The organism is Lachnospira hominis (ex Liu et al. 2021) (genome assembly GCF_014287955.1).
In the GTDB taxonomy this organism is placed as follows: domain Bacteria; phylum Bacillota; class Clostridia; order Lachnospirales; family Lachnospiraceae; genus Lachnospira; species Lachnospira hominis.
The window spans coordinates 193,589-206,959 of sequence record NZ_JACOPD010000003.1 but is presented as its reverse complement, the minus strand read 5'-3'; the positions used below and the strand labels follow the sequence as shown (position 1 = coordinate 206,959).

Genomic DNA, 13,371 nt, shown 5'->3' with positions numbered 1-13,371 from the left:
TTCCTTTTCAACTGAATAACTTTTAATAAAATTTGCCGTTTTTTCTAAGCATGACAATGCTTGAAATACTGAGTACACCGTCAACTGTAAAGAAAAGTCCGACCATTCTTGTAAAAAGAAGACCTGTTCCAAATGGATTAAGAAGTACGACAATGCCTAAAATAACAGATATAACAGCAAATCCCAATACAAGAAACCATCTGTCATAATTAAATCTTTTAAGATTAATTCCGTCCTGAACTTTGATTAGTCCGCTGAACACAAGTACAATGCCCACTATAAATGGCAGTATTGATATAATTACTGATGGCCTTACAATTGTCACAATGCCGAATACGCATATAATAACCGAAAGAACAAAATCAGGCTCAATATACATTCGATTCATGCTGCCTGTAAAATATTTGATAAGATTTGCAATTGCATAAATGACACATACCGCACCGATTGCATAACATATAACAGTTGTTGATAACTCTGGCTTAACAAGCAGACTGAGCCCGAATACAACGTATGCGACAGCCATAACAATATAGCTCCCCTGCATCTTCTTAAAAAAAGTTCCTATTCCATCTTCATTTTTCTTCATCTCAAACATCCTCCTTTTATTCAACTTCATAAATATACGAATTTCCCTGTTTCCCTGTTCTTTTTACCATTCCCATATAATTAAGGATATTAAGTGCAAGACCTGCCGTGCTTTTATTTATTCTGCACACCCTTGCAAAATCTTTTGATGTAAATCCATCTTCCAGTTCATATGGAACAAACTGCATATAATCCTCAGGCTGTTCAAGCACAACAATCTCCCGGATTCCTACGGGAATTCTGTCATACCGCCACGCTCCTCTTTTCTTTGAATTATCCCAGCCATTGAGAAGCTTATATTCCTCAACATCCATAAGAACAAGCTTTATCGTCAGATTAGGGTTTTTCAGGTATGATTTTATCTTGTAAAGTTCAAAAAAAGAATCATATATTGTAAAATGTCTCGGCGACTTTCTTCGTCCTCCGGTCTCCCCCGTCTCAGGATTTATCCACGAAAGCCATTTGTTAGCCGGCATCGGATAAACGACTGTGACAGGATAATAATTAAGAAATACCGCAAGCTTTTCTCTTAGCTTGTTAAGTTGTCTTGTCTGAATCTCTATAACACCGCTGTCATTGTATATATCAGCAAAATAACCGTTAAGTGCCACTTCATGGCAATCCTCATCGGGTTCAAAAAAATGTTTCAACACACCGTGAACAGTCTTTTCTGAAAGCGTTCCGATTCCTTTATCATTATGCTTTTTACCTATAATCTTTTCTTTTGCCGCATTGAAGCGTTCATTTTCAATATATTCTTCCATAATTTTTACCTTTATATTATTATACTTTCAACGCAGACTTAAATCAAGAAAAGTATTGACTTTAATCTTTTTCGTATGCAAAATAATCATATCAGATACATTTTTGATTAATAAGGAGTTTCTATGATATCTATATCTATGTGTATGATAGCCAAAAATGAAGAATCCGTTCTTAAACGCTGTCTTGACTCATACAGCGGACTTTTTGATGAAATAATAATTGTTGATACCGGCTCAACGGATAACACAAAAAATATTGCTGCCGGATACACCGATAAAATATATGATTTTGAATGGACAGGTGATTTTTCCGAAGCAAGAAATTTTGCATTTTCAAAAGCATCATGCGATTACATTTTCTCTGCTGATGCCGACGAAGTTCTTGATGATTACAACCGTAATTTATTTATGCGTTTAAAGTCAGTTCTACTGCCGGAGATTGATATCGTACAGATGAAATATGTCAACTGTTCACACAATACAGTCTATAATTCCAAAAAAGAACTGCGTCCGAAGCTGTATAAACGTCTGCGTACATTTACATGGATTTCACCGATACACGAAACAGTGCGGCTGCAGCCCGTGATATTTGACAGTGACATTGAAATACTGCATATGCCGCAGTCATCTCATTCAAAAAGAGATTTTTCAATATTCAAAAAATCAATTGATAATGGAACACATCTTGAAAATTATGTTCTTAGAATGTTTTGCAAGGAATTGCTCATATCAGGAAGCGATGATGACTTTGAAGAATTTTATGATATATTTACCAGACGACTCATATACGAATATACAGACAATGACTGTCTTGAAGCAATATCATGCGTCCTTGCCAGAATGTACCGTCTTAAAAATCTTAGCGATGATTTTTTTAAGATTGCACTTAAAAATGTTGCTGTATCACCATGTTCTGAAATCTGTCTGGAAATTGGCGACTATTTTTTCAATAAAAACGACATATCTGAGGCTGTCTTATGGTATATCAATGCCAGCAGTGAAACAGAGAGCGTTCTTGACATAAGAACAAGCGGTGACATTCCATTAAGAAGGCTTGCACAATGCTACACCACTCTTGCCTCAGAAGCTGTTGCACATGGCGATGATGTACTTGCCGATACATATAACAATAATGCCAGCGAATATGAAAAACAGGCTGACAACTGGAAAATGCCGGAAGAACTTTGATGTTCAACCGGCATTTTTTTATGTTCTTTTTATAAATTCAATTCTGCACTTAGGACACTTGATACTAATCCTGCCTTTGCCTCTCGGAACTCTGATTTTCTGTGAGCAGCCCGGACACTTAAATACCCTGTGTGTCTTTCTGTCACGCATCCTTGCCTTGAATCCGTTAAACTTAGCTATCACCTTATATCTGCACTTCAGATATATCTGATTCTCATTATATCTTCTTGAAATGTTACGTGATAACATTCTGAAATATGTATATATAAGCAATACGAGTGCCAAAAAATATATAAATGTATTGTGCCAGAAAATTGTAACAATAAGACATGCAAATGAAATATACATCGTCAGTCTGGCAAGCTGATCTGAACCATATCTTCCCTGCATAAATCTCATCATCTTATTCTTAAACTTATCCATAACCCTAATTATGCAAATTGCACAGCCTTTCTATAAATTTTTCTTATGTTAAATACTGTACCATATGCCCAATTAAAATCAATTAAATATATATAAAATATTATAATAAAACGATTATGATTTTATTCTTCTGTCTTATAAACTTCTCCGTCAAGATTTTTCCAATAGAACTTATCTGACAAAATTATATATCCGTGTTCACTGTTCTCCTTTGGAATTGATACAGAACCCGGATTAACATATGTATATGTACCTCTCTTTTCCCATGCAGGAATATGTGTATGACCGCATACAAGATAATCACCGTCTCTTAATGCCGGAATATTTTTCTCGTCAAGCTTGTGTCCGTGTGCAAGAACAAGATGTCTGTCGTTGACATAAATATGAGCCTGTTCAAAAAGCACATTAAAATCAAGAACCATCTGGTCAACCTCTGTATCACAGTTGCCTCTTACACAGATAATTTCATTTTTGAGCGGATTAAGCATTGCGATTACTTTTTTAGGTGCATAATCTTCCGGCAGGTCATTTCTCGGGCCATGATAGAGAATGTCCCCTAAAAGAACAAGCATATCTGCTTTCTCATTTTTGTAACATTCAAGCATTTTTTCACAATAATATGCAGAACCGTGTATATCAGAAGCAATCATAATCTTTTTCATAACTTTTACCATCCTTATCTCAATCTGTCATTGATTGTCTTTATAAATCCAAGTACATAATACGTCAATATTATATTAATTGGCAACTGGATTATGTTTTTTATAAATCTGGTTATAAAATAAAATGCAAAACCTTTTCCATACATAACAGATACCCAGTATGTTCCAATCAAAACGTTCACAAGCATAGTATCAAATGTAAGCACCAGCGTTACACGGGCAAGAAATCCAAGATCAAGTGCATGTTTATCTGCCATATTTTTAATACATATTCCCATATAAATTATAATCAGGATTACAGCCACATAAAATCCCCAGCCTGCCGTTGTCGTTTTTTTATCAGTATAGATTGCCAATGCTGATGCAAAGCAGCCAAATACAGTTACCATAAGAGCTACGGCATTAATTTTAAATATAGCAAATACTACCATAGCCACTGAAACCGCTATAAGAATAATTCCAACAATTGCACTGTTTCGTCCGGGACCTGTAAATCCATGTTTCACAATATCAAATACACTTCCTGTTAAAATAATCTCCTTTGATGCCTTATCTCTTACTGTCACATATGGTGCTGCCATAAGAAATACAAATACACAGACACTGATAAGAATCTTTGCTGTCATATAAAGCTTTTCAAGCTGACCAAAATTTCCTGTGTCATCTGTTGCTTTTTTTACTTTCTGTGGAAATTTCTTATATAAAAAGGCTCCATAAATAAATCCGGCAAGTGCCGCACTCAGCGTCCAGCCCGGGAAATATGGTCCCGTAGGTTTTAATATAAACTGGATTATATCACCAATTCCACCGCAGACAAAACCCATAACAGGTCCAAAAAGACAGCCTGCAGCCACATTTGCGATAAATGATACTGAAATACGTAATGAATCAGTTACCTGTATTGACAAAAACATTGCAAATACAGTGTGAAGTGCCACAAGAAGTGCAGCCATTATGACTGACTTCAGATTTTTGAATTCTTTTGCAGAATCCACAAAAATTCCAAAAAATTTTTGCATAAAAAATATACCTCCTTTGCAGTAGTTTCGCTCTACATAAGAGGTATAAAAATAAATGACCATGATATGTAACAGCGGGATGCGAATCATGTACCGCAAGAAACCTTTTCGTCCTGATGACAACTCCCTGTTCACCAGGCACTTAACGCACACAATTCTACTCTGCTTTTTTAAATTTCTAAATCATTATATTATTATCTTATTAAGTTGTAAATAGAAAAGAAAAATATTTATAAATATATTTAATGTTTTGCAATTCTTTGCACCGGAGGAACCTTATATCTTGATGCATAACTTAAATATTTCTGAAGTGAATTTTCCACTTTATACATATCAAGTATTTTTTTCATAAATGCAATTGTGCTTTTCTTGTATTTCATATGTTCAAGAACATAAACTGTTCTTTCGTCATTGTATCCGATTGCAAACTGTCTCGCAAACCGGGCGAATTTATATTTATCAATATTCTCTATTTTATAATAATTCTGAAGAATCTCAAGTGCCTCAATAACACGGGCGTTCTCATAATCAAGTTCAATATCTGCTTTTTTCACATGAATATTGTCTATATTACAAGTTTCGTTTTTGATAGAGTTAGAATATAGCCATATTTCATCTGATCTTACATCTGAAATACCGTATTTATTATAAAGCCGTGTCCCGATATACACTCCGTTATCATTATTTTCACCAAAAAAATGGTTCAGCACGTCATCACCTTTCGATGAGGCACTTTTCATATACATGCCTTTTGCAACACGCTGTATTATTCCTGATTTTGCCAGTCTCTCCAACGCCTTAAAAAAGGCCGCCTCTGACATCTTAGAAAATTCCTTTTCATAGAGTTCATTAGCAGCCACAACAACACCGTCAGGACAACCGTCAAAATACGCAATTATTTTATCTTTGTATTTTACCATAAAATCCCGTTATGCCTTTAATCCTCTTTAACTTCTTTAATCTCAAGTTCATCTTCCTGCTCAGCTTCTTCATCTGAATCATTATCAGCCGAAGCTTCCTCATCTGAATCCTGTGCAGGAACATCTTCTTTATTTTCTGCCTCATCAGAAGATTCATCTTCAAAATCATCTTCTGAATCATCAATATCTTCAAAGTCGTCATCATCGATATAGAAATTAACAGGAATAATTTCAACATTACTGCATACTGCTTTACCGATTATATATACTGTATGCACACCATCTTCGTCACTGTTCTCAACAAGATTGCGTACGCCGCTTAGCTTCTTCTCAACGTCGCACGTTACATTAACACCTTCCGGAAGAATAATTGTAACTGTACTTGCATTGCTTGAAAAATTAATATATACATCCCTTTCAAATACTGCAAGTCCAAGGTCGATAACTGCCTTTGAACCGACTGCCTTAACTTCACAGCCCATGAACTCCTCATCTTCTACTTCGACAACCTTCTTTTCAAAAATGGCATTATACTTTTTAACATCATCTTCAGCACTTGCTGTCTCTTCCTTAACAAAATCATCTTTTACATTTTTATACTTATCATAAGCAATCTTTGATGCGACACCGATTGCACCAAGTGCCACAACTACTTTTGCGAATTTACTTTTCTTAGCCATAATAATCCTCCTTGTTTTTACGGAGTAAAAATGCGACTGTCCTTACAGGAGCAGAGGATTTGTCCTCCTTGTTTCTACTTTTTCATTACTTTATTATATTAATTATATATCACTTGTTTTTTCTTTGCAACTGTTTTCATTCTCAGTTTTTGAGAATACGCATCCGCAATAATTCTGTCTGTAAAGTGAATACTCCTTTGATAATTCTATTGAGCGTTTGTAGCCTTCCTTCTTCTTAAAATCGGACAAAAGGTATTCTACTCCATATGTATTGCCAAGTTCATATCCAATCTCATTAAGCTTTACACTTTTCTTCAACGGACTGATTGTAAGCGTCGTTGTAAAATAGTCAAAATTCATTTGTTTTGCAAGCTGTGCTGTCTTTTCAAGACGCATGCGGTAACATATAAAACATCGTTCGCCACCTTCACGGCATTTTTCATAGCCTCGTACATTTTCAAAGAACTTCTGTGGTTCATAATCACCCTCTATAAACGAAACAGGATATTTTGCCGGAAATTCTTTTATAAAACGCTGCTGTTCATGCACTCTTTTGCAGTATTCCTCATCCTGTGAAATATTCGGATTATAATAAAAAACAGTAATATTAAAATAATCAGAAAGATATTCTATTACATAACTGCTGCACGGTGCACAACAGCTGTGTAAAAGAAGTGTCGGGACTTTCTCTTCTTTTTTTATGAGTTCAAGCTTTTTATCAAGTTCTTTCTGAAAATTTCTGTTTTCAAATGAAACAGGCATATTTACTTTTCCTCTTTTATAATTTCTTTTAATGCAGCATATAATTTTTCCATCTGCTCATCTGTGCCGATTGATATTCTTAAATAATTGTCAATCTTTTCTTTATTGAAATATCTTACATAAATTCCACGCTGCTTTAATTTATCAAAAATCACTTTTGCCGGCACACTCTCATGTTTTGCAAATATGAAGTTTGCCTTTGAATCAGGAAATGAAAATCCAAGCTCTTTAAGCTTACTTTTTGCTGTTTCTCTTGTATTAATGATTTTGCTTACACCTGCATTAAAGTAATCTTCATCTTCCATTGCCGCAACACCGCATATAAGTGAATATGCATTCATTGTATATGAGTTAAATGAAAATTTGACATCATTTAATGCTTTTATAAGTTCAGGGCTTCCGAATGCAAATCCTATTCTCACACCGGCCATTGAACGTGACTTTGAATATGTCTGAACAACAATTACATTGTCATATTTATTGACAAAATCTATAGCTGACTTTCCACCAAAGTCAATATATGCCTCATCAATAATAACTACACTATCCTGATTATGGCGTATTATATCTTCAACTTTATCGAGTTCCATATATATAGCTGTAGGTGCATTAGGATTAGGGAATATTATTCCTCCGTTTTCTTTATAAAAAGTCTCTGGAATAATATTAAAATTCTCATCAAGTGCAACTGTCTCATATTTTACTTTATGAACATCTGCCCACACTGAATAAAAAGAATATGAAATATCCGGAAATAATACCGGCTTGTCAGAATTAAAAAATGTCATAAAACACATAGATATAACATCATCAGAACCAACACCGACAAATATCTGATTTTTGTTTATATTGTACCTTTTTGATATTGCTTCTATAAGAACCGATGCTTCAGGGTCAGGATATAGTCTTAATCTGTCAATATCAAATGCTGCAACAGCTTCAAGTGCCTTAGGTGTAGGCGGATAAGGATTCTCGTTTGTATTAAGCTTTACTACATTCACATCCTTAGGCTGCTCACCCGGAACATATGGTTCAACTTTTCTAATATATTTTTCCCAATTTCTCATATTCAGCTCCTATCTGTCCCTTACATTGCGGGGCTATAAATTCATTTATTATTATACAGAAATTTATATAATATGACAATCGCTTTATTTATGTTTAAGAATTATTATGCACGATTCTTTATAATATAAAGTTTCATACTCATCACTCATAATATATTTTCTGCTTTTGCTGTCAAGCTGTGATACATCTATTCCATCCGCATAAATAGTCGAAGACCCGATTCCCCGCAAATCTATTGCCACATAGCCGGTCTCTTTGTCAGTATAATAAACCTCATACAGATATTTTCTTTCTGAAAGATGTGGCACAAGAAATGTGCTTGCAGCAACACTTGCATCATCAGGTATCATATCAAGAGCCTCATTTATTATATTGTATGTCTCTCTCTTTTCAGATGAATCAATTTTGTCTGCAACATTAATCTTACTCCATGAAAGCGATGCAAAAAATATAACTGAAAATATTGCCATAACTGATGCCTTTTTTATTTTTACGGCATCTTCACATTCATTCATATTGCAGATTGCCGCATATATAAGCATACATCCGCTTCCAAATACATACTGGAATCCTATATTATGTGCATAAGCATAATCAGGCAGAAGATTAAACAATATAAATGGTCCAAACAGTATGAGTGTCTGCCACTTTTTTACCGCAAACGGCACAAATGCAAGTGCACCTGCAACTGATATTATGAATTCTATATTATCTTTACTCATAATCTGTGTTATCATGTATGCTGGATTTGTAATAAATGTTCTTATCATTCCAAATACATTGCCGTCGCCTGCCGGTATCACATTATTATATCTGAATGTGAGCGTCCCATCACCATATTGGTTAAGCCATGTAACTGCCAAAATAAAATATAGTGTCGCTGCGATAAATGTTACAATTCCCTTTTTATATTTTTTGTCCGCTAATATCATATATAATGAAATAAATATGACATAGACTGCCGCGTCCTCTTTTATTCCAAGCGTAAAAATGACTGATAAGACAAGAAGCCATGTTTTATCTGTCTCAAAGGCAAGTATAAGCATAAATAATGCAAGCGGCAGAAACATATTTTCGTGTGCATCATAACCACAGCCTGAACTTATAACAGGAAAAAACAAGTATGCTGCACATATAAGTATCGTCACCTTTTTTGAAAAATTATGATTTGAACATATTTTTGCAAGCAGTATAACAGGGATAGCGAGTATTACAGCCTGCATAACCTGAATTGTCACAGGGCTTTCAAATATTGCATAGAATGGAAGTATAAGAAACCACGCTGGAGATATGTGAACTTTCATATGTGACATCAGCATATCTCTTTCACATGTTGTTTTCATTGTAAATGTATGTTTCATATAATAAAACATCTGAGAAAATATGCCAAAATCAAAATTAGGACTTGAATATGTCAGATACCTTATAACTGTATAAGTTCCTATAAATCCTGCCGTAAAAATCATCAATACAGAAAGCAGTGCCACATACTGCCAATTTTTTAAATCTTTTAAGCCGCCTGCCACGTCTTGTTCTTTTACCAGATTATTAAAACAATACATAAGTATAACTGATGTTACTGACGCAGCAAAAAGACCATAATAAACATTATTATATATTCCGGAACTTATGACTGCATATAAAAAAACTGATATAAAAAGAAGCACATTCTGTATATTTTCTGCCCTTTTTCCAAGAACAATCATTAACACAGAAAGTATCAGAAATAATGATAAAACCATTGCACAATGCCCGGCAATGCTGATATTGGAAACGGATGATATATCACTAACAGGATTTATTCCACACGATATGTTAAATGGCATCTCCATAAGACAAATAAAACACCATGCCGTCAAAAGGATGACAGCACAGTGTTTTATATAATAATTTAACCTGAAATCATGAATTTTCATATAAAGCCTCATCATTAATAAACATATTATATCTGACTTATAAAATCAGAAAAGAATGTTAATGCGGCACCTGAATCAGCCTGCTGCTGTGTGCATTTCGCAAAACTCAGATATGAACCATCAATATCAAATGAACATTTGTCAATAAGCATTTTACTTATTATATCTTTGTATTTTCCAAGATATACAGCAACAGGTCCGCCAACAATAACATCGCCATCACTCATAATATAAAGGTTATTAATGCCTGTTGTCAAATCATCAAGATATTTATCAAATATTTTTTTATACTCTTCATTGCCATTTTCAAGTTTGTCAAAGAATATATCAAGTGTAATTCCCAAATCAGTTGATAGACACCTTGCTGACACATAACTCTCAAAGCATCCTCTTTTTCCACAAAAACATGGTCTTCCGGCAGGATAAAGTGTCATATGTCCAAACTCACCATAACGGTTATGCTTGCCAAAACGGATATTTTCCCTGTCAATATAAGAACCTCCGACACCTGTATTTAACATAAGATATGTCTTTCCTTCTCTCTTTTCAGGATTAATATCTTTCTTATCAAACCAATACTCAGCAAATGCACCTGAACGTGCATCATTCATGCCACGGCACTCATAAGGGAGAAGCCTCTGTATATTTTCAAGAGAATAATTTTTAATTCCCATTGTTGGTGCATATACAACAGTTGAATTCTCAATGTCAAATATTCCGGGAACTGTAATGCCTACACCAAGAATAGCCGCTTTATCAATGCCTGTATGTTCAACAAGCCTTGTTACAGTATCAGCCACCATCTCACCATATGCACTGCCTTTCTCATATTTAACAGGAACACGCATATTGCCTATTACATTACAATTCAAATCAAGTATGTCTGCTTTGATTCCTTTGTCCGACAGATTGACACTTATAACATATCTTGCTGCACCGTTTATTGATATAACCTGTGCTTTTCTTCCGCCTGTAGACTCAAAATTACCCTCGTATATAAGAAGGTTCTTCTCAAAAAGAATCTTTAAATTCTGATTTACTGTCGGAAGTGAAAGCTGAAGCACATCCGCTATCTCCTGACGTGAAATTTTTCCTGTAGTATATATAAGCTGGAATATTCTGTTTTTATTATATCTTTTAACATCTGTTGTTGTAATCTTAGAAGTAGTTATCATAATTATTTACCAAATACGGCCTCGTAATCTTTTTTAAACTTATCAATTCCTGCATCTGTGAGTGGATGATGAACCATCTGCTCAATTACCTTGTATGGAACAGTTGCTATATCTGCACCCGCAAGTGCACAATCTGTAATATGTATAGGATTTCTCACGCTGGCACATATTATTTCTGTAGAAATATCATAGTTGGCAAATATATCTACAATATCACGTATAAGATCTATACCCGGCTGTGAAATATCATCTAGTCTTCCAAGGAAAGGTGATACATATGCAGCACCTGCTCTTGCTGCAAGAAGTGCCTGATTTGCTGAAAAAATAAGTGTCACATTTACTTTTATTCCCTCTGATGAAAGAACTTTTGTAGCCTTTAATCCTTCAACTGTCATAGGTATCTTTACAACCATGTTTGGATGTATTGCTGCAATCTGTCTGCCTTCTGCAATCATGCCCTGGGCATCTTCAGTAGTTGCCTTAACTTCACCGCTTATTGGTCCGTCAACTATTGATGTGATTTCTTTGATTACTTCATTAAAATCTCTTCCCTCTTTTGCAATAAGTGAAGGATTTGTTGTAACTCCGCAAATAACTCCCATGTCATTTGCTTTTTTAATATCTTCTACGTTTGCAGTATCAATAAAAAACTTCATAAAGAACCACCTTTCCTTTTAAAAATACAATCTGATAATATTTTATATGCATTAATCGAATTCGTCAAATACTGATTTAAGTGCCGGATAAATTTTTTTAAACTGCTGATATTTTTTCTCATATCTTGCCGCAATCTCTTTATCAGGCTCTATTGTTTCTTTGATTTTTACAATATGCGAAGCTGCTTCTTCTACATTTTTATAAGCACCTGTTCCCACTGCCGCAAGCATTGCAGCACCGAGTGCCGGACCTTCCTCTGTGACAGGAACTGATACCTTAATATTAAGAATATTAGCTATCATCTTACGCCAGAGCGGACTCTTTGCTCCACCACCGCAGATTTTTGTCTCTGTCACATTTATTCCGAGACTTTTAGCGACTTCAAACGAATCACGTATTGCAAATGCAACACCCTCAAGAACTGCCTGTGTCATATCAGTTCTGTCCGTATCCATTGTCATTCCTGTAAATGTTGCTCTTGCCGCCGGATTATTGTGTGGTGAACGCTCTCCCATAAGATATGGCAGGAAAAATACTCTGTTATTTCCAAGCATATCATCTGTAACGGGTTTCTGCTCTTCTGAATACTCTTTTGTTTTTATAATTTCATCCATCCACCATTTATTACATGAAGCTGCACTGAGCATACAGCCCATAAGATGAAAATGTCCGTCTGCATGGTCAAATGAATGAAGGGCATTATTATCATCAACGCCGAATTTATCACTTGAAATAAATATTGTGCCACTTGTTCCGAGTGAAATATTACATTTGCCGTCACCTACTGTTCCGGTTCCGACTGCTGCCGCCGCATTGTCTCCTGCACCTGCTATCACTTTGACATTTTCTGTAAGTCCCATGCGTTGTGCAGCTTCTTTTGTAAGATTTCCTACACATTCATAGCTCTCAAATACTTTCGCCATGCAGTTTTCATCTATGCCACATATATCAAGCATTTCCTTAGACCAGCATCTGTTTTTTACGTCAAAGAGCAACATTCCTGAAGCATCTGAAACATCTGTGCAATGCACACCTGTCATCTTATATGCAAGATAATCTTTTGGAAGCATTATTTTGCTTATTTTTTTGAAATTTTCAGGCTCGTTTTCCCTAAGCCACAAAATCTTTGGTGCTGTAAATCCTGCAAATGCGATATTTGCTGTATATTCTGCTATTTTATCTTTACCTATAGTATTGTTAAGATAATCACATTCTTTTGTTGTTCTGCCATCATTCCAGAGTATCGCCGGTCTTATTACTTCATTGTCCTTATCAAGAATTACAAGCCCATGCATCTGTCCGCCGAAGCTGATGCCTGCAACTTGTGCCGCATCAACTCCGTCTGTAAGTTCTTTTATTCCCTCAACCGCATTTTCATACCAGTCTGACGGATTCTGTTCTGACCAGCCCGGCTTAGGAAAATAAAGCGGATATTCTCTTGAAACTGTCTTAACTACATTACCTTCTTTGTCCATTAAAATCAATTTAACGGCAGATGTTCCCAAATCAACACCTATATAATACATATGCGTCTCCCATCTATAATCAA

14 protein-coding genes and 1 riboswitch are annotated in these 13,371 nt (G+C 35.2%); of the genes, 1 reads left to right on the top strand and 13 read right to left on the bottom strand.

Features of this window, described 5'->3' with window-relative positions; translation table 11 throughout:
- Window positions 1-22: 22 nt before the first annotated feature.
- Window positions 23-589, bottom strand: coding sequence for an HdeD family acid-resistance protein (locus tag H8S01_RS05610; RefSeq protein ID WP_186836479.1), 567 nt, complete (start codon window positions 587-589; stop codon window positions 23-25).
- A gap of 16 nt (window positions 590-605) precedes the next feature.
- Complete coding sequence (locus H8S01_RS05605) at window positions 606-1,352, bottom strand: hypothetical protein (RefSeq protein WP_186836478.1); 747 nt, start codon at window positions 1,350-1,352, stop codon at window positions 606-608.
- A 123-nt stretch (window positions 1,353-1,475) separates the two neighbouring features.
- Between H8S01_RS05605 and H8S01_RS05600 the strand changes: the two genes are divergently transcribed.
- Window positions 1,476-2,540, top strand: a complete 1,065-nt coding sequence (locus tag H8S01_RS05600; protein ID WP_021867203.1) for a glycosyltransferase family 2 protein — start codon at window positions 1,476-1,478, stop codon at window positions 2,538-2,540.
- An 18-nt stretch (window positions 2,541-2,558) separates the two neighbouring features.
- On the opposite strand, the gene H8S01_RS05595 is transcribed toward H8S01_RS05600, so the two are convergent.
- The 11 genes from H8S01_RS05595 to xylB all read right to left on the bottom strand — a co-directional run bounded on the left by H8S01_RS05595 (window position 2,559) and on the right by xylB (window position 13,348).
- Entirely contained in the window at window positions 2,559-2,963 is a 405-nt protein-coding gene (locus H8S01_RS05595) for a hypothetical protein (protein WP_186836477.1), read from the bottom strand.
- Between the two features lie 122 nt (window positions 2,964-3,085).
- A complete protein-coding gene (gene yfcE / locus H8S01_RS05590; protein ID WP_186836476.1) occupies window positions 3,086-3,625 on the bottom strand; it encodes a phosphodiesterase in 540 nt (179 codons plus the stop codon).
- A gap of 14 nt (window positions 3,626-3,639) precedes the next feature.
- Window positions 3,640-4,644, bottom strand: a complete 1,005-nt coding sequence (locus H8S01_RS05585) for a folate family ECF transporter S component (protein WP_186836475.1) — start codon at window positions 4,642-4,644, stop codon at window positions 3,640-3,642.
- Between the two features lie 70 nt (window positions 4,645-4,714).
- Window positions 4,715-4,811: riboswitch (THF riboswitch) on the bottom strand.
- A 75-nt stretch (window positions 4,812-4,886) separates the two neighbouring features.
- Window positions 4,887-5,564 (bottom strand): hypothetical protein, encoded by a 678-nt coding sequence (locus H8S01_RS05580; RefSeq protein WP_186836474.1) that lies wholly within the window; start codon window positions 5,562-5,564, stop codon window positions 4,887-4,889.
- A gap of 17 nt (window positions 5,565-5,581) precedes the next feature.
- Window positions 5,582-6,244 carry a hypothetical protein gene (locus H8S01_RS05575; protein ID WP_186836473.1) on the bottom strand — a complete coding sequence of 221 codons (663 nt, stop codon included), beginning with the start codon at window positions 6,242-6,244 and terminating at the stop codon, window positions 5,582-5,584.
- Between the two features lie 102 nt (window positions 6,245-6,346).
- Window positions 6,347-7,006, bottom strand: a complete 660-nt coding sequence (locus H8S01_RS05570) for an epoxyqueuosine reductase QueH (protein WP_021866539.1) — start codon at window positions 7,004-7,006, stop codon at window positions 6,347-6,349.
- A gap of 2 nt (window positions 7,007-7,008) precedes the next feature.
- Window positions 7,009-8,073, bottom strand: a complete 1,065-nt coding sequence (gene hisC / locus H8S01_RS05565; protein WP_186836472.1) for a histidinol-phosphate transaminase — start codon at window positions 8,071-8,073, stop codon at window positions 7,009-7,011.
- Window positions 8,074-8,157: 84 nt separating this feature from the next.
- On the bottom strand, window positions 8,158-9,990 hold the full coding sequence (locus tag H8S01_RS05560) for a DUF2079 domain-containing protein (protein ID WP_186836471.1): 1,833 nt from the start codon (window positions 9,988-9,990) through the stop codon (window positions 8,158-8,160).
- Between the two features lie 26 nt (window positions 9,991-10,016).
- Entirely contained in the window at window positions 10,017-11,165 is a 1,149-nt protein-coding gene (locus H8S01_RS05555; protein WP_186836470.1) for an ROK family transcriptional regulator, read from the bottom strand.
- 2 nt (window positions 11,166-11,167) lie between these two features.
- The gene (gene fsa / locus H8S01_RS05550; RefSeq protein ID WP_021866535.1) at window positions 11,168-11,821 is read right to left on the bottom strand and encodes a fructose-6-phosphate aldolase; all 654 of its coding nucleotides are present in this window, start codon (window positions 11,819-11,821) and stop codon (window positions 11,168-11,170) included.
- A 51-nt stretch (window positions 11,822-11,872) separates the two neighbouring features.
- Window positions 11,873-13,348, bottom strand: a complete 1,476-nt coding sequence (gene xylB, locus H8S01_RS05545) for a xylulokinase (protein WP_021866534.1) — start codon at window positions 13,346-13,348, stop codon at window positions 11,873-11,875.
- Window positions 13,349-13,371 lie beyond the last annotated feature (23 nt).